Origin of the sequence: Citrobacter sp. wls710, from assembly GCF_005281115.1 — a bacterium.
Lineage (GTDB): Bacteria > Pseudomonadota > Gammaproteobacteria > Enterobacterales > Enterobacteriaceae > Citrobacter > Citrobacter werkmanii.
The window spans coordinates 185,730-207,549 of record NZ_SZXD01000058.1; the positions used below are offsets into that span (position 1 = coordinate 185,730).

A 21,820-nucleotide genomic window follows, 5' to 3' on the forward strand; every position below is an offset into this window, starting at 1 on the left:
TCCTCTTAGCAGGTACGCAGCCAGGCCAGCGACTGACGGTATGCTTCCGGCAGGTTCTCCGCCCGTACGCGCCCTTCATACACTACATAGCCCTGATAATTATCTTCACGCAGTTGGTCAAACAGCGCAGAGAAATCCAGCGTACCGCTCCCCGGCTGATAACGATGGTTATCCGCAATATGCACGTGTCCCAACAGATCGCGATTGTCATGCAGCGCCTGTGCCATATCGTCTTCTTCGATATTCATATGGTAAAAATCACCAATGATTTGCACATGCTTCAGGTTGTTTTCCACGATATAGCGGCGAGCATCCGACAGGGTGTTGATCATATGATCCTGATAGCGGTTGAGCGGCTCGAGATACACCACCGTCCCCGTACGCTCGGCAACTTTATCAAGATAAATCAATGAATCACTGACGGCTTTACGATCGCCTTCCAGGCTACGCGGAGAGGTCATCGGCGGAAGGCGGAAGGTAAACATGCCCCAGGCGGCAGGGACAATAATGCCTTGCCCGCCTACTTCGGACAGCGCTTCGAGAATGCGTGTAATCTGCTGTAAACCATTCAAACGACGTTCTTCGATAAAATCACCGATCCAACCGTCATACCCCCCGCAGGCGGTGGTCACGGGCAGACCCGTTTCTTTGATCGCCGCTTTCACTTCCTCAAGATTGTTGACCAGCAATTTGCCGTCAATTTCAAAACCGTCAAAACCCATCTCTTTGATGTAACGGAATTTCTCGAGAATATTTTCCGGGAAAAAAGCCTGATTCTGTGTTCCGATTTTCATTTTCTGTATTCCTTAATTAAAACGTCACGCCCATTTTGATGCTCTGTTCCGGATGGCGATCGACATACTGCATATAGCTTTCCGGGCTGCTGGCGAAGGTGACTACCGGATCGATAAGCTCTTCACAGTTCAGATAACCGTTCATCAACAGTTCCCAGCAGGTCTCCTCAATGCGCTTGCGATTCCAGCGCGGATAATCTGGATTTGGTTCACTGCAGGCGCGGGAGAAGACGATTTTGGCGTTGTTGAAGTGCGCTTCACGGCCCAGGTTAAACCCTTCAGCAAAAGGTTTTGCGAAGGCGACATAGGAAATGGTTCCGCCATAGGCCAGACCGCGTAGCGCCGATTGCAGCGCATCCGCATAGCCGCTGGTTTCGATAATCACATCCGCGCCCTGTTTGCCGGTCAGCTTTTTAATTTCCATACCCACGTCGGTGCCAATCGGATCCAGACAGAAATCAGCCCCATGGCGACGCGCGATATCACAACGATGGGCAATCGGATCCACGCCAATAACCACTGACGCACCCGCTTTCTTAGCCAGTTGTACGGCGATCTGGCCAATTGCCCCTAACCCGACGATGACCACAAAGTCGCCGACGCGCACATTGGCATCGCGCACACCGCTCATGGCGAACTGTGCAGGGTCATAGCACACGGCATTTTTCCACGAACTACCTTCTGGCATTTTGCGCAGTTTGTAGTTGTTTACGGCGTTAAAGATTACCGTTTCTGCCAGTGGGCCGTAGCCGCATACAGAATCGCCGACGGCGTAATCGGTCACATCGCTACCACACTCAATGACATCGCCCACCACCATGTTGCCAAGCTGGAACTTACCGAACTCAATTCCGCGCGGCGCCCCTTCCGGACGCGGCATAAACATTTGCCATTCGCCGTTAAAATCTTCATCAATAAACGGACTGGCAGCGCGAAAATCGACCACTTCGGTGCCATGTTTCGGTGCGCCAAAACGTACGCGGACTTTCACTTCGTTGGCGGAAACTGCTCTGTCTTCATATTCCACCAGCGCTGCAACACGCGGTTCGGTGGCAACTAACTTCTTCATTTACAACTCCTTAATTAAACTGGCCGCTTAGCCTTTCACGCCGCCTGCGGTCAAACCACTCTTAATAAAACGTTCGGAAAGCGCATACATAATGACCACCGGCAATGCGGTGACTAACGATGCGGCCATCATGCGTCCCCAGATATAGTCAGGCGTACTGAACAGCGCGTTCAGACCGACCGGTAAGGTGAAATTGCTGGCGCTGGAGAGGAAAATCGAGGCGAACAGATAGTCATTCCACGCAACCATAAAGCAGTACACAAAGACTGAAACCAGACCGGACATGGCCAACGGCACGGTGATGCGAAAGATAATTTGCAGACGATTTAATCCATCCATCATCGCGGCCTCTTCTATCTCATCCGGAATGGTGTCGAAGTAGCTTTTCAGCATAAACACGGCTGTCGGCAGCGTTTGGGTCACCATGGTGATAATCAACGCCATTTCGGTGTCATAAATGCCGAGGGCCGTAATGATTTTGAAAAGCGGCACCACTAGCAAAATCCCCGAAAACATGTACACCGTGTAAAAACTGGCATTGATGGTCATCCGTCCCTTAAAACGCAGACGGGAAAGCGCATACGCCCCAAGCACGCCGAGAAACACCGCCACCACCGATGACGTGACCGATACCACCAGGCTATTACGGAAGTAGTCAACAAACGGGAAGATCATCGGGTTAAAAATGTCGATGTAATGTTCCAGCGTCCATTGCTGAGGTAACAGCGTGGGATGCAGCGAGATCGCCTCTTTTGCGCTTTTGAATGAGGTCATCAGCATCACAAAAAACGGAAATAACGTGATGCCCAGGAAGACAATTAATCCACAGTAAAAGCCGATGCGGCCAAGCGTGCGTTTATTTGTTGCCATTGAGGTTCACCCGTTTTCTGGTCAGCAGGATAACAGCGAAAATGATGACGAAGAGGACGACAGAAATAGCGGCCGCTTTGCCTAAGTCATTAAATGCAAACGCTGTTTTATAGAGATAGACCCCGAGAATATCGACTTTAGTGGTCAGCAGATAAACATCGGCGAACATATAGAACATCCAGATCGTACGCAGCGTGACTACGGTCGCCAGCACCGGCATGATCGCTGGCAGCGTGACGATACGAAACCGTTGCCAGGCGTTCGCGCCATCCATTTCCGCCGCTTCATACAGCGATTTATCAATAGTCTGTAAAATCGCCAGAAACGAGATAAAGGCATACGGAAAGTAGCGCCAGATGGCGAACAGCACGACCAGTGCGAAGCTGCTGCCTGGATTGTCGAACCATAACGGCGCCTGCTCAAACAGATGCAGCAGATCAACGCCGAGATAGTTCACAATGCCGTAGCCGTTGTTGAACATGTATTTCCAGGCAAACACCAGCGAAATAGATGGCGTTACGTAAGAGAGGATCACCAGTGAGCGCGCCGTTTTCCGCAGACGAAACTCACGGTTAAAAAACATCGCCACTCCCAGCCCCAGCACCGTGCTCCCGGCAACAACCAGCGCGGTATACCAGACCGTCATCCACAGCGAATGCCAGAATCCGGGATCGGTTAAGATACGGATATAGTTACTCAGGCCGACAAATGTTGACTCAATTTGCGGATTGAGCGGCAGACGCATAAAGCTGATTTCGATGTTAGATATCATCGGCCACGCAACTAAACCACCCAGCAAGAGCAAACTGGGCGCCAGCAGCAGCATGGCAAATGGCATATCCGATCGACCTGAAAAGAACTTATTCATCACGGCTTTCCATTTCCCCATTAGCGCTGTTCAACAAGGTCATCCAGTTTGGTCTGGCTGGCCTTCATCGTCGTTGAAAGGTCAGCTTTTCCTACCGTGACGTTGTGCACCATGGTGCTTATGACGCCGGAACCCGTAACGTCACCCATGCGGGTAAAGTTCTTATCGCCGACTGCGCCGAAGACCTGAATATTCGGCAGTTCGGCAATCAGCTGATTGGGTAACTCACCCAGCGCTTTAATGACGGCGTTATCTTTCCACGTTGAGGTGTTCACCACCGCTTTATTAACCGGGAGCGCGGCACCTGGGGACATCATTACCCAGTCAGCAATGTTGTCGGCCTGCTCCATAAAGGTGACAAATTTTTCTGCGGCTTCTGTCTCTTCGTTTTTTTGTCCTGCGGTTATGGTCAGCGACGTCAACATGCCATATACAGCAGAGGTTTTTTCCGTCGGTACCATAAAGCCAACATTTTGAGGATCCCCCTCCTTAATCACCGCCGGGAGGATATAGGTGGAATAAATAGCCATTGGTGCAGTGCCGTTCATGAAAGCGTCTTTGACCTCCATGATGTCGTTAGAACCCGGCATCGTGTTTGCCGCAAGCGAGCGATAGTATTCCAGCGCCTGCGCCATCTCTGGCGTATCAAGGGTTATCTTTCCCTGCGCATCGAAAACGTTAGCCTGGTTAGAAAGCGCGAACTGGGAGAAGGACTGTTCGGTCAATACGCTTTCCGCCGTAGGGAGCGCAATACCATATTTTTTGCTGGCAGGATTGTTTAGCTTTTGCGCCACGTCGAGCAATTGCTGCCAGTCTTTCGGTTCTTCAAGGCCTGCTTTTGCCAGTACATCTTTGCGATACCAGACCCCGCCAATCCAGGCGCTGACCGGAACCCCGGTCCATGCAGAGCCATCTTCGGTGCGTACAATACGCAGTACGCCATCATAAAACGCGTCTTCACCTACACCGTTAATGACCTGCGCCACCGCTTTACGATCGATAAGCGATTCTTTGTCCATGACTTTCGCGTAGTCATGGCTGGTTTCAATAACTTCCGGAAGTGAACCGCTACGCGCGAGGGTAATCACTTTGGTGTTGTAAGCATCCTCTTCAACAGGAACCTGTTTGACGCTGATACCGGGGTTCTCTTTTTCAAAGCGCTCAATCAGTTTGGCAATAACCGCCTGCCGCTCCTGCTCTACAGAAGAGTGCATAAATTCAATTGCGACAGAGGATTTTTTATCATCCTTACACCCAGAAACCAGGGCGCAGGACACCAGTGCTGAAATCAGCACAATTTTAGCTTTAAGCATGAAATGTTCCTTTTTATTTCTTAACCCACATAACCTGCCAGGCGTGTAGTGTTAATTCCTTACCCGAAATACTTTCTTCGCCAATCAAATTAAATCCATTTTCAATATCAATATTAATGGTTTGTGTCTGACCGCTGACATTAAATAAACCGGTAATTTCTTCGCCTGTCTCTGCCGTACGCTTAATTTGCATAACGGCCGGTGTAACACTGTTAATCTTAAAATTACTATCAGGATGGAATGCTTTATTATTACGTCGTAGAACAATCAATCGGGATAACTCATGGTAAACGGCGTGACGCAAACAGGTTTCATCAGCCAGTTCCGTTTCTATTTGTCTGATATGATATTTTTTACGGTTGATCGCCCGGTTATAACCCAGTTCCTCCACACCTTTATAGTCATTACGTGACCCGAGGATACTTTGGATGTAAATCGCCGGTACGCCTGGAAAACTCAGCAAAATGGCATGGGCGAGAATAAAGCGGGCAAATCTTTCAGTATTACTGCTATTACCCGGCGTTAACGCATCCATATACGTGACGTTAATTTCATACGGACTTCGACTACCATCAGGATTATTCTTCCAGTTAACCAGGGCGCCTTCTTGTTGTAATTCCGTCACCAGTCGCATGATTTCATCTTCAGGTAACAGGCCCCGTAACGGGTTGAGGCCAATTCCGTCATGCGATGCGAGGAAATTAAACCATGTGGTCTCAGTCGATGGCAGTTCCAGTGATTGCGCCCACTGACACAATGTCGTTGTATCCTGGCGTTGTACCGCATGCAGCACCAGCGGCGGCAGCGAGAACTGGTACACCATGTGAGCCTCATCGCGGCCATTACCGTAATAGGAAATGTTATCCTTATGCGGAACGTTCGTTTCAGTAATGATCGCTGTACCAGGTGCCGCGCAATCAGCAATAGCGCGGAACAGTTTGATAAGCTGATGCGTTTTTTCCAGGTGAATACAGGTTGTCCCTGGCTCTTTCCACATAAAACCAACCGCATCCAGGCGGACATAATCAGCGCCCTGCTCCAGGTAACTCAGTAGTACATCGATCATCGCCAGTAATACTAATGGATTGGCATAGTTGAGATCGATCTGGTCGTCGCTGAACGTCGTCCAGAGATGACGCACTGTATTATCTTTCAACGTAAACGGGGTCAGTAACGGTAATGCGCGCGGGCGCGTGACGTTGCTCAGGTCCGTATCAGGATCCATCGCAATAAAGAAATCTTCATAACCGTCAAGCTGTTGCAAATAGTTATTAAACCATTCGCTTTTAGCTGACATATGGTTACAAACAAAATCAAACATCAGTCGACTGGATTCAGCTAATTGCTTAATATCATTCCAGTCACCGGTTTCTTCGGCAACCTGATAGTAATTAATTACTGAAAAACCATCATCCGATGACCACGGATAAAATGGCAACAGGTGCACATGAGAAAATATCGACTTAAGCCATTCATTATAAAACTGATTAAACGTTGGCAGCGGTTTTTTATCTTCCGCGTAAAATTGATCGGCGTAAGTGATCAGAACGACATCGCCCTCATCCCAATGCGCTTTACGGTTTTTTTTAATTAATTTTCGTGCTTTTTCTAAACGCGCAACCAGCGCTTCATAGTGAAGTGAAGAAAATGTGTCTCCATAGACTTCACTCAGACATTTTTGGATTTTTTGGTTCACCTTCATTTCTCGTGGTAGCGGTCCCATGACGCAAGAGACTACTCTGCCGGAAATAAGCTGTCAATCAGCTGAGGTGGCCTGGAGGGGGGTTATAAAAGAATTTTGGCAGCCAAAAAATCGTATTTGTGAGCTGCCGCAAATTAACTGAGGGAATGTTGATTAATTGTTGCTTGCTTTTGTTGTTTCGGATATCAGGGTTGATTACCTGAATAGCGTTTCGACAATTTTGTCGCTGCCCGGCTCAACAAAGGTTCAAGTACTAACGCCAGCAACATTTTTAGCGGACGTCGGGCCACGGACTTCACCGCCCACCCTGCTACCCCTGCCGGGCCATAGCGCAGCGCAGTCAGCAGCACCAGCTTACCTGCTATTTTAAAGCCCGGCTTTACCTTTTGCCCGGCACGTTGCCAGCGATTATTCATTTTTAACCTCACAATTGGCGGAAGCGGCTGCGTAATGTGAAGGTATCAGACGTCACATAACGCTCCATCTCACGCAAACGCTTTTCACTTGCAGCCAGCTCACGATCGACAGCATCCAACAGCTCACCACTTGATGGCTGCTGATCTCCGGAAACCACGTTGTCCGGCATCGGATCCAACACAAACGTCAGTACGATGTAGGCGACAAAGGTGAAAAAGGCCAGACCAAAAAAGATGGACAGTACCACCAGGATCCGCACCAGTTTCACAGGAACATCGAGATAATGCGCAATACCCGCGCAAACCCCTTTCACCATGCCCTGCTGCGGTATACGCCACAGTTTTTTATTCAGATTAACGCCCCCCATTAGCGGTCCCTCCAGTTTGGATGTTCAGCATCAAGGATATCTTCCAGCGCTTGAATGCGCTCACGCATCCTCTGTGCATCCTGGTTAAGTTCTACCAGACGCTGTTGTTCACTTTGCGCCAGCTCGCCGCGACTGGAACGATTGCTGTAATGCAGCCAGAGCCAAATCGGTAAGACGAAAAGCACAAAGATGGTTAACGGGATGGCCAGAAATAGCGCGCTCATGAGTACTCCTTACAGGTGATGAACGGCGGCGCGTTCGGGCACCGCCAGATATTATTATTGCTTGTCTTGCTGCATTTTGGCTTTCAATTGCGCCAACTGCTCGCTGATTTCATCATCTGCTTTCAGGTCAGCAAATTGCTGATCCAGAGACTTCTGCTTACCGAAGTTATGGCTTTCAGCTTCAGCTTCCATTTGATCGATACGGCGCTCAAAAGATTCAAAGCGCGCCATCGCTTCATCCAGTTTGCCGCTGTCCAGTTGACGACGAACATCACGGGAAGAACTCGCCGCCTGGTGGCGCAGCATCAACGCCTGCTGACGAGCACGGGTTTCACTAAGTTTGTTTTCCAGCTCACCGATCTCTTTTTTCATACGCGCCAGCGTATCGTCAACCAGCGTCACCTCATGCTCCAGCGAGGCAATAAGATCAGTCAGTTTCTGTTTTTCGATTAACGCAGAACGCGCCAAATCTTCTTTTTCTTTACGCAGCGCCAGCTCTGCTTTTTCCTGCCACTCTGCCTGTTGGGCGCTGGCCTGTTCGATACGACGCGATAACTGTTTCTTTTCTGCCAGAGCGCGTGCGGAGTTGGAGCGCACCTCAACCAGCGTGTCTTCCATTTCCTGGATCATTAACCGCACCAGCTTCTGCGGATCTTCAGCCTTTTCCAGCAACGCATTAATGTTGGCGTTCACGATGTCGGCAAAACGAGAAAAAATACCCATAATGTAATCCTCACTTACTGTTCTGATATCGGGCAATGCCCTGCTGCTGTTCTAATGCACTTCGCATGCCAACTTTTTAATTCATTGAATTATTTGAAAATATCCAATTTTACCTGCCGGGATAAATAGGGTAAATTGGTGAATAACACTAACAAATGGTGAATTTCATCATGGCAGGATACAAAGATAATCTTCTGGGCGAAGCGAACAGCTTTATTGAAGTTCTGGAGCAGGTTTCTCATCTCGCGCCGCTGGATAAACCTGTGCTGGTCATTGGGGAACGCGGTACGGGGAAAGAGCTTATCGCCAACCGCCTGCACTATCTCTCCACCCGCTGGCAAGGCCCGTTTATTTCACTTAACTGCGCGGCGCTCAACGAAAATTTACTTGATTCTGAACTCTTCGGTCACGAAGCTGGCGCCTTTACTGGCGCGCAGAAACGTCATCCGGGTCGTTTCGAGCGCGCCGATGGCGGCACGCTGTTTCTTGATGAACTGGCGACCGCCCCGATGCTGGTACAGGAAAAACTGCTGCGCGTTATTGAGTACGGAGAGCTGGAACGCGTAGGCGGTAGCCAGCCGCTGCAGGTCAACGTACGACTGGTTTGTGCAACCAATGCCGACCTGCCACGCATGGTGAGTGAAGGCACGTTCCGCGCCGACCTGCTGGATCGTCTGGCTTTTGATGTGGTGCAACTCCCACCGTTACGCGAACGTCAAAGCGATATCATGCTAATGGCTGAACATTTTGCCATTCAGATGTGCCGTGAGATCGGGTTACCGTTGTTTCCAGGGTTCACCGACGAGGCCAAAGAAACGCTCCTCCACTACCGTTGGCCGGGCAATATTCGTGAGCTGAAAAACGTCGTGGAGCGTTCGGTTTACCGACACGGGACCAGCGATTACCCGCTGAATGAGATTGTGATTGACCCGTTCAGGCGTCACACCACACCGCCGCTGGTGCAAGAAACCAGACACACATCAGTAGCCTTACCGCTGGATCTGCGTGAATTCCAACAGCAGCAGGAGAAGGAATTTTTGCAAACCAGCTTACAGCAAGCGAAATTTAATCAGAAAAAAGCCGCTGAATTATTAGGTCTGACCTACCATCAGCTCCGTGCGTTACTCAAGAAACACCAAATTTAGCGTACAGGGGCAGACGTTGGACGCGAGGGTTAAAACAGTTTACCATGATGCAATCACTGTATAAAAAAACAGGTTAATCATGATGACTCTTGCGTTAGTTGGCGAAAAAATTGACAGAAACAGGTTCACCGGTGAGAAAGTCGAAAATAGCACATTTTTCAACTGTGATTTTTCGGGTGCCGACCTTAGCGGTACTGAGTTTATTGGCTGCCAATTTTATGATCGAGAGAGCCAGAAAGGGTGTAATTTTAGCCGCGCTATCCTGAAAGATGCCATTTTCAAAAGTTGCGATCTCTCCATGGCGGATTTCAGGAATGTGAGTGCGCTGGGAATCGAAATTCGCCACTGCCGCGCACAAGGTTCAGATTTTCGCGGCGCAAGCTTTATGAATATGATTACCACACGCACCTGGTTTTGTAGCGCCTATATCACCAATACCAACTTAAGCTACGCCAACTTTTCAAAAGTCGTACTGGAAAAGTGCGAGCTGTGGGAAAACCGCTGGCTGGGTACTCAGGTACTTGGCGCAACGTTCAGTGGATCGGACCTCTCAGGCGGCGAGTTTTCATCGTTCGACTGGCGGGCAGCAAACTTTACGCACTGTGATTTGACCAATTCAGAACTGGGCGATCTCGATGTCCGGGGTGTTGATTTGCAAGGCGTTAAACTGGACAGCGACCAGGCATCGTTGATCCTGGAACGTCTTGGCATCGCTGTCATTGGTTAATATTCAGGGAGCGGTACATGCAGCCCCCTGCCCTTAAACAATATTGTCCGCGCTGGCTTTCCCCCGCGGACGTTTCGACTCAGCGAACATAGACGTCAGAGAGTTCCGGTCCCCCCGTCAGAACACCATACCTGACCGGATGTATAGCTGTTCTCTTCAGCCGCTAAAGTGACATACAGAGGGGCAATTTCTACCGGTTGGCCTGGCCGACCGAGCGGCGCATTTGCGCCAAATTTCTCAATTTTTTCCTGTGGTTGGCCGCCGCAACACTGCAATACCGTCCAGTACGGTCCAGGCGCCACAGCATTCACACGGATCCCTTTGGGTGCCAGTTGCTTTGCCAGCGATTTAGTAAATGCCACTATCGCCGCCTTGGTCTGAGCATAATCAAGCAGGATCTCACTTGGCTCATAAGCCTGTACCGACGAGGTGTTAATAATCACGCTGTCTCGTGAGAAATGAGGAACAGCCGCTTTGGTGATCCAAAACATGGCGTAGACATTGGTCTTGAATGTCGCATCAAACTCTTCTGTGGTGAGGTCTTCGATCGATTCGCAAAATTGCTGACGACCGGCGTTATTCACCAGAATATCCAACCCTCCCAGCGCTTCTACCGCCTGTTTTACCAGATGGTTACAGAAAGTTTCGTCACGAATATCACCGGGAATCGCCGCGACTTGTCTCCCTGTTTTTTTTATCAATTCGACAACTTCGCGCGCATCGTCCTCTTCTTCAGGTAAGTAATTAATCGCGACATCGGCGCCTTCGCGGGCATAAGCAATGGCAACTGCACGCCCAATACCTGAATCACCTCCGGTAATTAATACCTTGCGACCATTTAACCTGCCGCTTCCCTGATAGCTTTCTTCGCCATGATCGGGACGCGGTTGCATTTTTCCAGCCAGACCCGGAAAAGGTTGTTTTTGATGTGGAAAAGGCGGCTGCGGAAAACGCTCTGAATTAGTTTTATTGGTGGTCTGTTTTCCTTTATTTAGGTCAGTCATTCAATCACCTCTCATGAGTCATCATTCATCGCAAAGACTAATAAGCGTAGAACAAAATGAATGACATGACCTTTATAATTTACCCAACACTTAATTTTTTTCCTAATATTAACCTGGTTCTCACAATGACAACTTCACATAGCGTGGAGATATTTCCTCGGTTAAGTCCTGGTTTATTTATTTGTTCTTCCAGGCTGAAACTTCTTCAATCAATACAGCCAAGCTAAAACGTACTGCCTTTTCAATGACGTCCTGGCAATCCCCGGAAAAATATTCCCGTTTTGTTATTATCTGCCCGCGGAAATTCCACGCAAACCACACGGTTCCTGCGGGAGTACCATCCTCCCCGCCCTCCGGCCCTGCATATCCGCTGATGGCTATACTGATGTCGGTTTCGGCTTGCTCACGTATTCCTACAGACATCTCACTGACAGTTTGCTCACTAACGGCGCTATATTTTTCCAATGTACTGGCCCGCACGCCGAGCATTTTCTGCTTGGCACGATCGCTAAAGGTTATAACGCCGATATCATAAAATTCTGCGGTATCCGCCTGTGCACAAAGCGCGGCGGCCAAGTTTCCTCCTGTACAAGATTCTGCGGTAGTCAACGTTAAACCGCGATCAATAAGCGTTTTTGCAACCCGTTTCGTCAGTTCATTGCGTGTTTTTGCGTCATTGTACTCCGTGTTCATTACCGCCTCGCTAATTCTCTTCAGGAATGACAGAAATATGTCCGTTACGTTCCAGAATGGCATACTTGATTTTACTGGATTCGGTAATCCCCTGATTTTGTCGTGCAGCGACTAATATATCGTCAAGAGAAACATCCACTTTCTTCATTTTATCCAACAAAGGTATCCCGTGATCAAGCAGGATAACCGGAGAGCCATCCAGCACGGATTCTGCCCCACCTACCTTTTTCTTAATGAAACCAAACAGAATATCAATAGTAACCAGTGTGACAATCGTGATCATGGCGCCGGTTAGCGAAAAATCATTACCCAATAAGGCTTGTTGAGTTGCTTCACTGATAATCAGTAATAAAATCAGATCGAAGCTGGTCATTTGTAACAATGCCCGGCGACCGGCTATTTTGAAAACCACCAGCAAAATAAGGTAAATGGCTAATGCCCGGAAGACCATCTCCATACCCACCTCCTAAGGATAAATAAATTGTCTGAAGCGGATTTCAGGTTCGCCATTTAGCTGGAGAAAACTCATTACACTTCCTGGCTTCACGGGCGTAACCTGCAGCCAGACAGTAAAATCCTGCGTTGCTTCAGAATCATTGTAGACGAGGTAAAGATCGTTACCCTTGCTGTACATGCTGTCTGGCTGCGGCCAAATATTTTCCATCTCATAAAATTTGTTGAAATCGCCGCCAATGCGTAACGTCTTGTTCACAGAATCATGCTTTTGTGCAGAGATTTTAATTTTAAATTCCGTTTGCAAACGCCCAAACCTTTCGTATTGTAACTCTGTTGTCTTTAAGCTGTTTTTTCTCGTCACCTCACTTAAATATCCCCCGGAAAACGATCCCGCCATAGCAAGTAAAACAATGCAGAACAAACAGATAAAACCAATCTTGTGAAAGCCTGATTCAAAATTCAGAAAACGTTGACTCTCTTTTACGCCTTGCAAATGGGCTTTCTTTCTGTTCATCTCACCGCCTCGCTTATATCGCACCAATCCTTTGTTTTATTGAAAAATTATCATTTGAGACTTATCCCACTCGCCAGATTAATAAATAGCAACCAAACTTAATAAGTCAAATCGATTTCAATGGAGGCTCTATGAAAATATCTCTCGCCCCCTTACTGTGTTGTTTTTTATTGCCCACAGCGTTTGCCGATGATAATGGCGGATTAAAAAAAGATACCGCCCCGCCACCTGCGCACGCACTGGATGAAGGGTATCGTGGCACTGAAGATGCAAGAATCATGACCGTCCAACAAGCTAAAACCATGCATGACGGTGCGACCATCTCTTTACGAGGTAATCTCATTGAGGCTCAAGGAGGAGATAAGTTTATCTTCCGGGACAAAACCGGCACTATCAATACGCTAATCCCGCTTGCCGTCTTTGATGGCCGAACGGTAAAACCCGATCAAATGATCAGGATTAACGGTAGCCTTGACGCTAAAATGCAACCGCCGGTGGTACGCGTTAATAAAATCCAGAAGTAATTCGACATCCGGGAAGATATTCACTCTTCCCGGCCTCATTCTTGTTTATTTTCCTCTGATTCTGCAGACATTCCTCCCACACAACAGACTCATTTTTCCCGTCAGACACCTCCCGCCATTGAATCCGGCGTTTAAGCGAGTCAGAGGTGCCATGAAAATGCTAAGATAGCTAATAGAGTATATGCAACGTGGATAGCAGGTATGAATTTTGACCAACTGACGATGTTGAATTCGCGGTCATCACCCCTGCAGCCCCAAACACAAACGGTAATGGCAAATGTCATTAAGTATTAGTAAGATAGCTTCTTTATATATAACCCTTTAAAATTATGCGCCTGGTTTTATCATCTCTGATCGTGATGGCTGGATTTCTGAGTGGTCAGGCTGTAGCTGCGCCTGAGCAGGCCCCGTACGCTGATATTCGTGACAGTGGCTTTGTCTATTGCGTTAGTGGGCAGGTCAATACGTTCAATCCACAAAAAGCGAGCAGCGGTCTCATCGTAGACACATTAGCGGCCCAATTGTATGACCGACTACTTGATGTCGATCCCTATACCTATCGCCTGGTGCCAGAACTGGCTGAAAGCTGGGAAGTCATGGATAACGGCGCAACCTACCGCTTTCATTTACGTCGCGATGTTCCGTTTCAAAAGACAGCCTGGTTCACACCCACCCGCAAACTGAATGCGGACGATGTGGTATTTACCTTCGAGCGCATCTTTGATCGCCAGCATCCGTGGCACAATGTCAATGGCAGCAGTTTTCCTTATTTTGACAGCCTGCAGTTCGCCGATAACGTCCAAAGCGTGCGCAAGCTGGACAACAACACCGTTGAATTTCGCTTAAATCAACCCGACGCTTCTTTCTTGTGGCACCTTGCCACACATTATGCCTCTGTGATGTCGGCAGAATATGCTGCCAAATTAGCAAAACAGGATCGCCAGGAATTACTCGACAGACAACCCGTCGGCACTGGACCGTACCAACTTTCAGAAAATCGTGCAGGCCAATATATTCGCCTACAACGGCATGAAAAATTCTGGCGTGGTACCCCCTTGATGCCGCAGGTCGTGGTGGATCTCGGCTCTGGCGGAACCGGACGTTTATCGAAATTACTGACCGGCGAGTGCGATGTCCTGGCCTGGCCCGCTGCCAGCCAGCTCAGCATATTGCGTGATGATCCTCGGCTGCGTCTGACGCTGCGTCCGGGGATGAATATCGCCTATCTGGCGTTCAACACGGATAAACCGCCGTTGAACAACCCTGCCGTACGACATGCGTTAGCGCTGGCTATTAACAACCAACGGTTAATGCAATCTATTTACTATGGTACGGCGGAAACCGCGGCATCTATTTTGCCCCGCGCCTCGTGGGCTTATGACAACGAAGCTAAAATTACTGAGTACAACCCGGCAAAATCGCGCGAGCAGTTAAAAGCGCTGGGGCTGGAAAATCTGACGTTACAACTTTGGGTCCCCACAAGCTCTCAGGCCTGGAACCCCAGTCCGCTGAAAACCGCAGAGCTGATTCAGGCTGATATGGCTCAGGTGGGTGTGAAAGTGAAGATCATCCCGGTAGAAGGTCGTTTTCAGGAGGCGCGATTAATGGATATGAACCATGATCTGACGTTGTCCGGCTGGGCAACTGACAGTAACGATCCTGACAGCTTTTTCCGACCGATGCTCAGTTGTGCCGCCATTAACTCACAGACCAACTTTGCCCACTGGTGCAATCCGGAGTTTGACAGCATTTTGCGCAAAGCCCTCTCTTCGCAACAACTCTCCTCGCGAATTGATGCCTACGACGAAGCGCAAAATATTCTCGCACGCGAGTTGCCGATCCTGCCGCTGGCCTCTTCGCTCCGTTTGCAGGCTTACCGCTATGACATCAAAGGATTGGTGCTCAGTCCGTTCGGCAACGCTTCTTTTGCCGGGGTTTCCAGGGAAAAGGCTGAAGAGGTGAAAAAACCATGATTATCTTCACCCTGCGCCGATTTTTATTACTGCTGGTCACCCTGTTCTTCCTGACTTTTATTGGGTTCAGCCTGAGCTACTTCACACCTCATGCGCCGTTACAGGGCGCATCGCTGTGGAACGCCTGGGTATTCTGGTTCAATGGCCTGATTCACTGGGATTTTGGTGTGTCCAGTATTAACGGCCAGTTAATCTCAGAACAACTGAAAGAGGTGTTTCCGGCGACGATGGAGCTGTGCATTCTGGCCTTTGGTTTTGCACTGATGGTCGGGATCCCGATAGGCATGTTAGCGGGCATAACACGTAATAAATGGCAGGACCGTTGCATCAGCGCATTGGCTCTGATGGGCTTTTCTATTCCGGTTTTTTGGCTGGCGCTGCTGCTGACGTTGCTCTTCTCACTGACCCTCGGCTGGCTGCCCGTTTCCGGGCGTTTTGATCTGCTCTACGAAGTTAAGCCCGTTACCGGATTTGCCATTATTGATGCGTGGATCACCGACTCGCCCTGGCGCGATGAAATGCTGGTCAGTGCGATCCGTCATATGGTGCTTCCGGTATTAACGCTCTCCGTGGCACCGACGACGGAAGTTATTCGTCTGATGCGTATCAGCACCATTGAGGTCTTTGATCAAAACTATGTTAAAGCGGCGGCTACTCGTGGTCTGTCACGGTTAACGATTTTACGCCGTCACGTACTGCACAACGCACTTCCACCGGTTATCCCGCGCCTGGGTTTACAGTTTTCCACCATGCTGACGCTGGCGATGATCACCGAGATGGTCTTTAGCTGGCCAGGTCTTGGCCGTTGGCTGATTAACGCGATTCGCCAGCAAGATTACGCGGCTATTTCGGCGGGTGTGATGGTAATAGGCTCATTGGTTATCATTGTTAACGTCATCTCTGATATTTTGGGTGCTATGGCTAACCCTCTGAAACATAAGGAATGGTATGCCTTACGATAGCGTCTACAGCGAAAAGCGCCCGCCTGGTACGCTGCGCACCGCATGGCGCAATTTTTACGGCGATGCAACCGCAATGATCGGCCTGTATGGCTGTGCGGGACTGGCGATTCTGTGTATTTTTGGTGGTTGGTTCGCGCCTTATGGCATCGACCAACAGTTTCTCGGCTACCAGCTTTTGCCACCGTCATGGTCGCGCTATGGCGAAGTCTCTTTCTTCCTCGGGACTGATGATCTGGGGCGTGATGTTTTAAGCCGCCTGCTCAGCGGTGCGGCCCCAACCGTGGGCGGCGCGTTTGTCGTCACCCTTGCCGCCACGCTGTGTGGTTTATTGCTTGGCGTGGTTGCCGGGGCAACACACGGTTTGCGTTCCGCGGTGCTCAATCACATTCTCGACACCCTGCTGTCGATTCCTTCGCTGTTGCTGGCGATTATTGTGGTGGCCTTTGCCGGGCCGCATCTGACTCACGCGATGTTTGCCGTCTGGTTGGCGCTGTTACCGCGGATGGTTCGCTCCGTCTACAGCATGGTGCATGACGAGCTGGAAAAAGAATATGTCATCGCCGCTCGCCTTGATGGCGCAACCACGCTCAATATCCTGTGGTTCGCTGTTCTGCCCAATATTACCGCCGGGCTTATCACTGAAATCACCCGTGCGCTGTCGATGGCGATCCTGGATATCGCCGCGCTGGGTTTTCTCGACCTTGGCGCGCAGTTGCCATCACCGGAATGGGGAGCCATGCTCGGCGACGCGCTGGAGCTGATTTATGTCGCACCGTGGACTGTCATGCTGCCAGGGGCGGCGATCATGATAAGCGTGCTGTTGGTTAACCTGCTGGGTGATGGCGTGCGCCGCGCAATTATTGCGGGGGTGGAATAATGCCATTACTCGATATCCGCAACCTGACCATTGAATTCAGAACCGGTGACGACTGGGTAAAAGCAGTTGACCGCGTCAGCATGACCCTCAATGAGGGTGAAATCCGCGGACTGGTTGGCGAGTCTGGCTCCGGCAAGAGCCTGATCGCCAAGGCCATTTGCGGCGTCGCTAAAGATAACTGGCGCGTAACCGCCGACCGTATGCGCTTTGATGATATCGATCTCCTGCGCCTTTCCGCGCGTGAACGACGCAAGCTGGTCGGTCATAACGTTTCCATGATCTTTCAGGAACCGCAATCGTGCCTTGATCCGTCCGAGCGTATTGGACGACAGCTGATGCAAAATATTCCAGCCTGGACCTACAAGGGCCGCTGGTGGCAGCGCATCGGCTGGCGTAAACGCCGGGCGATTGAGCTTTTGCACCGCGTCGGGATAAAAGACCATAAAGATGCCATGCGCAGCTTCCCGTATGAACTGACCGACGGCGAGTGTCAGAAGGTAATGATCGCTATCGCACTGGCTAATCAGCCGCGCTTGCTGATTGCTGATGAGCCGACGAACGCGATGGAGCCAACGACCCAGGCGCAAATATTTCGCCTGCTGACCCGGCTGAACCAAAATAGCAATACCACCATTTTGTTGATCAGCCATGACCTGCAAATGCTCAGCCAGTGGGCAGACAAAATCAACGTAATGTACTGCGGACAAACGGTGGAAACCGCGCCCAGTAAAGATCTGGTGACGATTCCACATCATCCTTATACGCAGGCGTTGATCCGCGCCATTCCTGATTTTGGTAGCGCCATGCCGCATAAAAGTCGTTTGAATACCATGCCAGGAGCGATTCCATTGCTGGAACAATTACCCATCGGCTGCCGTCTGGGGCCGCGCTGCCCTTATGCTCAACGTGAATGTATTGAAACCCCACGACTGACCGGAGCAAAGAATCATCTCTACGCCTGTCATTTCCCGCTGAATATGGAGAGAGAGTGAGATGGTAGAAACCCTGCTCGAAGTTCGCAATCTGAGCAAAACCTTTCGCTACCGGACGGGTTTATTTCGCCGACAGACCGTTGAGGCCGTTAAGCCACTCAGCTTTACCCTGCGCGAACGTCAGACGCTCGCCGTCATTGGCGAGAATGGTTCCGGTAAGTCCACGCTGGCAAAGATGTTAGCTGGCATGATTGAACCCACCAGCGGTGAACTGCTGATTGACGATCACCCGCTAAAGTATGGTGATTACTCATTCCGTAGTCAGCGGATCCGCATGATTTTTCAGGATCCGTCAACATCGCTTAACCCTCGTCAGCGTATTTCACAGATCCTCGATTTCCCGCTGCGTCTGAACACCGACCTGGAACCTGAACAGCGTCGCAAACAGATTATTGAAACGATGCGCATGGTTGGCCTTCTGCCTGACCATGTGAGCTATTATCCGCATATGTTAGCGCCGGGGCAAAAACAGCGCCTGGGGCTTGCCCGCGCGCTCATTTTGCGACCTAAAGTGATTATCGCCGACGAAGCCCTTGCCTCTCTCGACATGTCGATGCGTTCGCAGCTCATCAATTTGATGCTGGAATTACAGGAAAAACAGGGGATTTCATATATCTATGTGACTCAGCATATCGGCATGATGAAGCACATTAGCGATCAGGTATTAGTCATGCATCAGGGGGAAGTTGTTGAGCGCGGTAGTACCGCGGATGTTCTGGCCTCCCCGCTGCATGAGCTGACTCGTCGCCTGATTGCAGGGCATTTTGGCGAGGCGCTTACCGCCGACGCCTGGCGGAAAGATCGCTAGCTGACATCCTCTTTGGGCACAGGAACCTTCTGTTTCCTGTTGCCTGAAGTTCTTCACCGCTGACTGATTGATTTTACTATTCCAAAACAGTAGGTTAGACATAATAGCTATGCTAGTATTGCCTCATCATACGGAGGTGTAGACGGCCTTAACTGGACATAATCGATCTCTTAGTTAAGCATGCGCCATTCAGTTTTTAGTTATATCTGGTCACCTCCTGCATACTTTTAGTTAACCACAGCGGCATGCTTTGGGATTTAATTTCATGAGGGACTTATGGCCAGTGAGATAATACTCGATCTAGATTTACCCGAATACCGTGATGATTTTTGTGGCGATGGCACCAAAGGCGAGAAAAATAACCTGTGGCAACAGCAGGCGACTCAAAAAATGCTTGAGAACCTGGCCCGTATGGGACTGGAGGCTCGACAGTATAAAAATGATTTACAAGATCCCAAAACAGCCCGGCTCACCAGTTACCATCATGCCATTTTTATCAATGGTCCACGTGGAGCGGGAAAAACCGTCTTCTTACGCAATGCCAGCGCCGCATGGGCTAACTACACCGCAAAATCGTCACAATTCCCCGACTTGCACTTTATCGATGTTATTGATCCAACATTATTGAACATTGATGACCGCTTCTCCGAAGTCATTATTGCCTCTATTTATGCTTCCGTTGAAGGTAAACTGAACCAACCTGAGATTAGCCAGTCAATAAAAGAGGCTTTTTTCCAGGCTTTAAGAACATTGGCCGGTGCATTAGGAAAGCCACAAGAAATAGATGAACTTCGGGGTATTGATAGAATTCAAAAGTACCGTTCCGGTATTCATCTCGAACGGGATTTTCATCGTTTCTTGATTGCCACTGTAAACCTGTTGGGTTGTGATGCGTTAGTATTGCCCATTGATGATGTTGACATGAAAATTGACAATGGTTTCGCCGTGTTGGATGACATCCGTTGTTTACTCTCCTGTCCGCTAATCCTCCCATTAGTCAGCGGTGACGATCAACTCTATCGTCACATTACGCAAAAAGCATTTTCTAAGGGTCCTAATAATATATTCGGTGTTGGTTATATGGCAGAGAGTTTATCCGATGCCTATCTGACAAAAGTCTTCCCGAATCATATTCGCCTGCCCTTGCAACCCATTGAACAAATATTACCAAGACTGGAAATTCGCTATAAATATTCAGAAATAGAAAGCACCAGAAAAATATCAAGCCTGACCTTCCCGCAATATGAAGATCTATTAAAAGACACCTTCTATAGTTTATGCAATGGGCAAGAACGCAGTACTGAATGGGTTCACCCTATTAGCGCCAGAGAAGTCACCCAACTAATTAGAAGCTTACCGCCTTCGTTGCTACAGGAACGAGAACATACCACGTCTGACATCTGGCAGAAATATGCTTACTGGGCTGAAATACATCACGATGGTGTTGCCCTCACGAATATGGAAACCTATCTACATATTCAACTGGCACAACAAGTGGCACAGCTTAATTTTAGCCAGTTGATCGCATTCAACCCAGTATTACAAATGAATCGATGCCATTGGGCAAGCAAAGAATTTATTAGTCAGCAATGCGATATAGCCGCGGACATGAAAGCCCATGACACCAACCAAAGTATCTTAGAATCAGTAAAAAATAGTTCGGATATTTTACGCAGTATGCCAGCCTTAGAATTTATCATGGAGCCAATGTTTATAAGCAAATCGGTGTCAGAGGCTAAAAATGGTAATTCTCTGCTGCTGGCACTGTATACACACCATGATTACTATAGCCGGCAGCTAAATCGACGACATCATATCTTTTTTAGCCGGGCCTTTGAAATTATTGGATGGTCCCTACTGGCTATAACCGGAAATTTGCCAGACACCTTTTATCAAAAAGATAAATTTACAGCCCTTTTTCAGGATATTTTCTTACGAGCCCCCTTCTATTCAATTTTCGCGATGAATCACACCCGGGAAATAGAAGAAAGTGATGATGGTCTGAATCGCCCCGACAATCCTATCGACTACTCCAGCAATATCAATGAGTTAATAGAAAAAATTTATAACTGGTGTGAAAATAGAAAAATAACAGAACTTAAAGGTAAAAACCTAATACCACTACTCAGCGTTATTTTTAATAAGGTTTTTTCTCAACTGTCCGTGCTTAGGATGAATTTGATAGATAAGAAAAAGTCACGGGAAGAACTTCTATCAGATCTGGCGCGGCGCTTTGAGTATATATTTATCAATGCGTTATTAACATTCACTAAAGATGGACTTGTTGTTAATACTAACGTAGCCACTGGCGCCAGAGCATCAATAGTCAGAGATTACACAGAGTTCACAAAATACGACCGTACTTTATCACGCAATCTCAGTGGAGTTGTCGATTTGACTGTTGATAATGATAACATTCTAAATCTTAAAACAATCAACGAAAGTGAACATGCTGAACTTGTTATTTCTATGTGGTGCCATCCCATATTCAATATCGACCCTCCGGAATGTTATCCTATTGGCGATAACAACGCGACGGATCTCTTTAATGAAAACTATTTTTCAAAAATGACGTTTACTGACATTCGCGATTTTTACTATAAACAGACGGGCAATACGACAATCAAAACACAGGAAGTTAAACTGTGGGCAAGTAGCAATATCGAAATTGCCCATAATATTCTTAAATGCATGCATTCTTCACGCGTAATGCAGTCGCTACTTAAAGAAAATAACCAAGTTTCATGGTTCTATCGTGGTCTTATCCAGGGCGTCGGAGAAGAGGTCAATAACTAAAT

General features: G+C 48.7%; 23 protein-coding genes. 9 read left to right on the plus strand and 14 right to left on the minus strand.

The window, feature by feature from the left end:
* Positions 1-5 precede the first annotated feature (5 nt).
* From ycjR to pspA, 10 genes are all read right to left on the minus strand, one after another.
* Positions 6-794, minus strand: coding sequence for a 3-dehydro-D-guloside 4-epimerase (gene ycjR, locus FDX14_RS22410; protein WP_137350276.1), 789 nt, complete (start codon positions 792-794; stop codon positions 6-8).
* Between the two features lie 16 nt (positions 795-810).
* Positions 811-1,863 carry a D-guloside 3-dehydrogenase gene (gene ycjQ, locus FDX14_RS22415; protein ID WP_069324992.1) on the minus strand — a complete coding sequence of 351 codons (1,053 nt, stop codon included), beginning with the start codon at positions 1,861-1,863 and terminating at the stop codon, positions 811-813.
* Positions 1,864-1,890: 27 nt separating this feature from the next.
* Entirely contained in the window at positions 1,891-2,733 is an 843-nt protein-coding gene (locus FDX14_RS22420; RefSeq protein ID WP_003020474.1) for a carbohydrate ABC transporter permease, read from the minus strand.
* Positions 2,720-3,601 carry a carbohydrate ABC transporter permease gene (locus tag FDX14_RS22425; RefSeq protein ID WP_042308518.1) on the minus strand — a complete coding sequence of 294 codons (882 nt, stop codon included), beginning with the start codon at positions 3,599-3,601 and terminating at the stop codon, positions 2,720-2,722. The genes FDX14_RS22420 and FDX14_RS22425 overlap by 14 nt, the downstream gene beginning before the upstream one ends.
* Positions 3,602-3,621: 20 nt before the next feature.
* Complete coding sequence (locus FDX14_RS22430) at positions 3,622-4,914, minus strand: ABC transporter substrate-binding protein (protein ID WP_137350277.1); 1,293 nt, start codon at positions 4,912-4,914, stop codon at positions 3,622-3,624.
* A gap of 13 nt (positions 4,915-4,927) precedes the next feature.
* The gene (locus tag FDX14_RS22435) at positions 4,928-6,637 is read right to left on the minus strand and encodes a sugar phosphorylase (RefSeq protein ID WP_137350278.1); all 1,710 of its coding nucleotides are present in this window, start codon (positions 6,635-6,637) and stop codon (positions 4,928-4,930) included.
* Positions 6,638-6,801: 164 nt separating this feature from the next.
* Positions 6,802-7,032 carry a phage shock protein PspD gene (gene pspD / locus FDX14_RS22440; protein WP_038640914.1) on the minus strand — a complete coding sequence of 77 codons (231 nt, stop codon included), beginning with the start codon at positions 7,030-7,032 and terminating at the stop codon, positions 6,802-6,804.
* Positions 7,033-7,040: 8 nt separating this feature from the next.
* Positions 7,041-7,400 (minus strand): envelope stress response membrane protein PspC, encoded by a 360-nt coding sequence (pspC, locus tag FDX14_RS22445; RefSeq protein WP_061381254.1) that lies wholly within the window; start codon positions 7,398-7,400, stop codon positions 7,041-7,043.
* A complete protein-coding gene (gene pspB, locus FDX14_RS22450) occupies positions 7,400-7,624 on the minus strand; it encodes an envelope stress response membrane protein PspB (RefSeq protein ID WP_004193245.1) in 225 nt (74 codons plus the stop codon). Before pspB ends, pspC begins: the two co-directional genes overlap by 1 nt.
* 54 nt (positions 7,625-7,678) lie before the next feature.
* Positions 7,679-8,347 carry a phage shock protein PspA gene (gene pspA / locus FDX14_RS22455; protein ID WP_003020532.1) on the minus strand — a complete coding sequence of 223 codons (669 nt, stop codon included), beginning with the start codon at positions 8,345-8,347 and terminating at the stop codon, positions 7,679-7,681.
* Positions 8,348-8,502: 155 nt separating this feature from the next.
* On the opposite strand from pspA, the gene pspF reads away from it, so the two are divergent.
* Together pspF and FDX14_RS22465 are read left to right on the plus strand one after the other, a co-directional pair.
* On the plus strand, positions 8,503-9,492 hold the full coding sequence (gene pspF / locus FDX14_RS22460) for a phage shock protein operon transcriptional activator (protein ID WP_167371245.1): 990 nt from the start codon (positions 8,503-8,505) through the stop codon (positions 9,490-9,492).
* Positions 9,493-9,574: 82 nt separating this feature from the next.
* The gene (locus FDX14_RS22465) at positions 9,575-10,219 is read left to right on the plus strand and encodes a QnrB family quinolone resistance pentapeptide repeat protein (protein WP_137350302.1); all 645 of its coding nucleotides are present in this window, start codon (positions 9,575-9,577) and stop codon (positions 10,217-10,219) included.
* A gap of 95 nt (positions 10,220-10,314) precedes the next feature.
* Here the strand turns inward: FDX14_RS22465 and FDX14_RS22470 are convergent, their stop codons facing one another.
* The 4 genes from FDX14_RS22470 to FDX14_RS22485 form a co-directional block, all read right to left on the minus strand.
* Positions 10,315-11,223 carry an SDR family oxidoreductase gene (locus FDX14_RS22470; protein ID WP_042308117.1) on the minus strand — a complete coding sequence of 303 codons (909 nt, stop codon included), beginning with the start codon at positions 11,221-11,223 and terminating at the stop codon, positions 10,315-10,317.
* Between the two features lie 177 nt (positions 11,224-11,400).
* Entirely contained in the window at positions 11,401-11,916 is a 516-nt protein-coding gene (locus FDX14_RS22475; RefSeq protein ID WP_252182551.1) for a 2-oxo-tetronate isomerase, read from the minus strand.
* Positions 11,917-11,926: 10 nt separating this feature from the next.
* A complete protein-coding gene (locus FDX14_RS22480) occupies positions 11,927-12,373 on the minus strand; it encodes a DUF421 domain-containing protein (protein ID WP_038640925.1) in 447 nt (148 codons plus the stop codon).
* 9 nt (positions 12,374-12,382) lie between these two features.
* Positions 12,383-12,886, minus strand: a complete 504-nt coding sequence (locus tag FDX14_RS22485) for a hypothetical protein (protein WP_137350280.1) — start codon at positions 12,884-12,886, stop codon at positions 12,383-12,385.
* A gap of 131 nt (positions 12,887-13,017) precedes the next feature.
* On the opposite strand from FDX14_RS22485, the gene FDX14_RS22490 reads away from it, so the two are divergent.
* The 7 genes from FDX14_RS22490 to rdrA all read left to right on the plus strand — a co-directional run bounded on the left by FDX14_RS22490 (position 13,018) and on the right by rdrA (position 21,818).
* Complete coding sequence (locus FDX14_RS22490; RefSeq protein WP_042308109.1) at positions 13,018-13,410, plus strand: YdeI family stress tolerance OB fold protein; 393 nt, start codon at positions 13,018-13,020, stop codon at positions 13,408-13,410.
* Between the two features lie 329 nt (positions 13,411-13,739).
* The gene (sapA, locus tag FDX14_RS22495; protein WP_137350281.1) at positions 13,740-15,383 is read left to right on the plus strand and encodes an ABC transporter substrate-binding protein SapA; all 1,644 of its coding nucleotides are present in this window, start codon (positions 13,740-13,742) and stop codon (positions 15,381-15,383) included.
* Positions 15,380-16,345: a peptide ABC transporter permease SapB gene (gene sapB / locus FDX14_RS22500; RefSeq protein ID WP_061381249.1), complete on the plus strand. Its 966-nt coding sequence runs from the start codon at positions 15,380-15,382 to the stop codon at positions 16,343-16,345. The genes sapA and sapB overlap by 4 nt, the downstream gene beginning before the upstream one ends.
* Positions 16,332-17,222, plus strand: a complete 891-nt coding sequence (gene sapC, locus FDX14_RS22505; RefSeq protein ID WP_016156640.1) for a peptide ABC transporter permease SapC — start codon at positions 16,332-16,334, stop codon at positions 17,220-17,222. Before sapB ends, sapC begins: the two co-directional genes overlap by 14 nt.
* The gene (gene sapD / locus FDX14_RS22510) at positions 17,222-18,214 is read left to right on the plus strand and encodes a peptide ABC transporter ATP-binding protein SapD (RefSeq protein ID WP_003020556.1); all 993 of its coding nucleotides are present in this window, start codon (positions 17,222-17,224) and stop codon (positions 18,212-18,214) included. Before sapC ends, sapD begins: the two co-directional genes overlap by 1 nt.
* A 1-nt stretch (position 18,215) precedes the next feature.
* Positions 18,216-19,022: a peptide ABC transporter ATP-binding protein SapF gene (gene sapF / locus FDX14_RS22515; protein WP_016153235.1), complete on the plus strand. Its 807-nt coding sequence runs from the start codon at positions 18,216-18,218 to the stop codon at positions 19,020-19,022.
* Between the two features lie 276 nt (positions 19,023-19,298).
* Positions 19,299-21,818: an antiviral RADAR system adenosine triphosphatase RdrA gene (gene rdrA / locus FDX14_RS22520; RefSeq protein ID WP_137350282.1), complete on the plus strand. Its 2,520-nt coding sequence runs from the start codon at positions 19,299-19,301 to the stop codon at positions 21,816-21,818.
* Positions 21,819-21,820 lie beyond the last annotated feature (2 nt).

Bases quoted from the DNA above. Each gene is read 5' to 3' on its own strand.
- pspD (WP_038640914.1), bottom strand. From the start codon at position 7,032: ATGAATAATCGCTGGCAACGTGCCGGGCAAAAGGTAAAGCCGGGCTTT.
- FDX14_RS22480 (WP_038640925.1), bottom strand. From the start codon at position 12,373: ATGGAGATGGTCTTCCGGGCATTAGCCATTTACCTTATTTTGCTGGTG.
- FDX14_RS22430 (WP_137350277.1), bottom strand. From the start codon at position 4,914: ATGCTTAAAGCTAAAATTGTGCTGATTTCAGCACTGGTGTCCTGCGCC.
- FDX14_RS22485 (WP_137350280.1), bottom strand. From the start codon at position 12,886: ATGAACAGAAAGAAAGCCCATTTGCAAGGCGTAAAAGAGAGTCAACGT.
- FDX14_RS22475 (WP_252182551.1), bottom strand. From the start codon at position 11,916: ATGAACACGGAGTACAATGACGCAAAAACACGCAATGAACTGACGAAA.
- sapA (WP_137350281.1), top strand. From the start codon at position 13,740: ATGCGCCTGGTTTTATCATCTCTGATCGTGATGGCTGGATTTCTGAGT.
- FDX14_RS22490 (WP_042308109.1), top strand. From the start codon at position 13,018: ATGAAAATATCTCTCGCCCCCTTACTGTGTTGTTTTTTATTGCCCACA.
- FDX14_RS22425 (WP_042308518.1), bottom strand. From the start codon at position 3,601: ATGAATAAGTTCTTTTCAGGTCGATCGGATATGCCATTTGCCATGCTG.
- pspA (WP_003020532.1), bottom strand. From the start codon at position 8,347: ATGGGTATTTTTTCTCGTTTTGCCGACATCGTGAACGCCAACATTAAT.
- FDX14_RS22465 (WP_137350302.1), top strand. From the start codon at position 9,575: ATGACTCTTGCGTTAGTTGGCGAAAAAATTGACAGAAACAGGTTCACC.
- pspF (WP_167371245.1), top strand. From the start codon at position 8,503: ATGGTGAATTTCATCATGGCAGGATACAAAGATAATCTTCTGGGCGAA.
- FDX14_RS22435 (WP_137350278.1), bottom strand. From the start codon at position 6,637: ATGGGACCGCTACCACGAGAAATGAAGGTGAACCAAAAAATCCAAAAA.
- pspC (WP_061381254.1), bottom strand. From the start codon at position 7,400: ATGGGGGGCGTTAATCTGAATAAAAAACTGTGGCGTATACCGCAGCAG.
- ycjQ (WP_069324992.1), bottom strand. From the start codon at position 1,863: ATGAAGAAGTTAGTTGCCACCGAACCGCGTGTTGCAGCGCTGGTGGAA.
- sapD (WP_003020556.1), top strand. From the start codon at position 17,222: ATGCCATTACTCGATATCCGCAACCTGACCATTGAATTCAGAACCGGT.
- rdrA (WP_137350282.1), top strand. From the start codon at position 19,299: ATGGCCAGTGAGATAATACTCGATCTAGATTTACCCGAATACCGTGAT.
- FDX14_RS22420 (WP_003020474.1), bottom strand. From the start codon at position 2,733: ATGGCAACAAATAAACGCACGCTTGGCCGCATCGGCTTTTACTGTGGA.
- FDX14_RS22470 (WP_042308117.1), bottom strand. From the start codon at position 11,223: ATGACTGACCTAAATAAAGGAAAACAGACCACCAATAAAACTAATTCA.
- pspB (WP_004193245.1), bottom strand. From the start codon at position 7,624: ATGAGCGCGCTATTTCTGGCCATCCCGTTAACCATCTTTGTGCTTTTC.
- sapC (WP_016156640.1), top strand. From the start codon at position 16,332: ATGCCTTACGATAGCGTCTACAGCGAAAAGCGCCCGCCTGGTACGCTG.
- sapF (WP_016153235.1), top strand. From the start codon at position 18,216: ATGGTAGAAACCCTGCTCGAAGTTCGCAATCTGAGCAAAACCTTTCGC.
- sapB (WP_061381249.1), top strand. From the start codon at position 15,380: ATGATTATCTTCACCCTGCGCCGATTTTTATTACTGCTGGTCACCCTG.
- ycjR (WP_137350276.1), bottom strand. From the start codon at position 794: ATGAAAATCGGAACACAGAATCAGGCTTTTTTCCCGGAAAATATTCTC.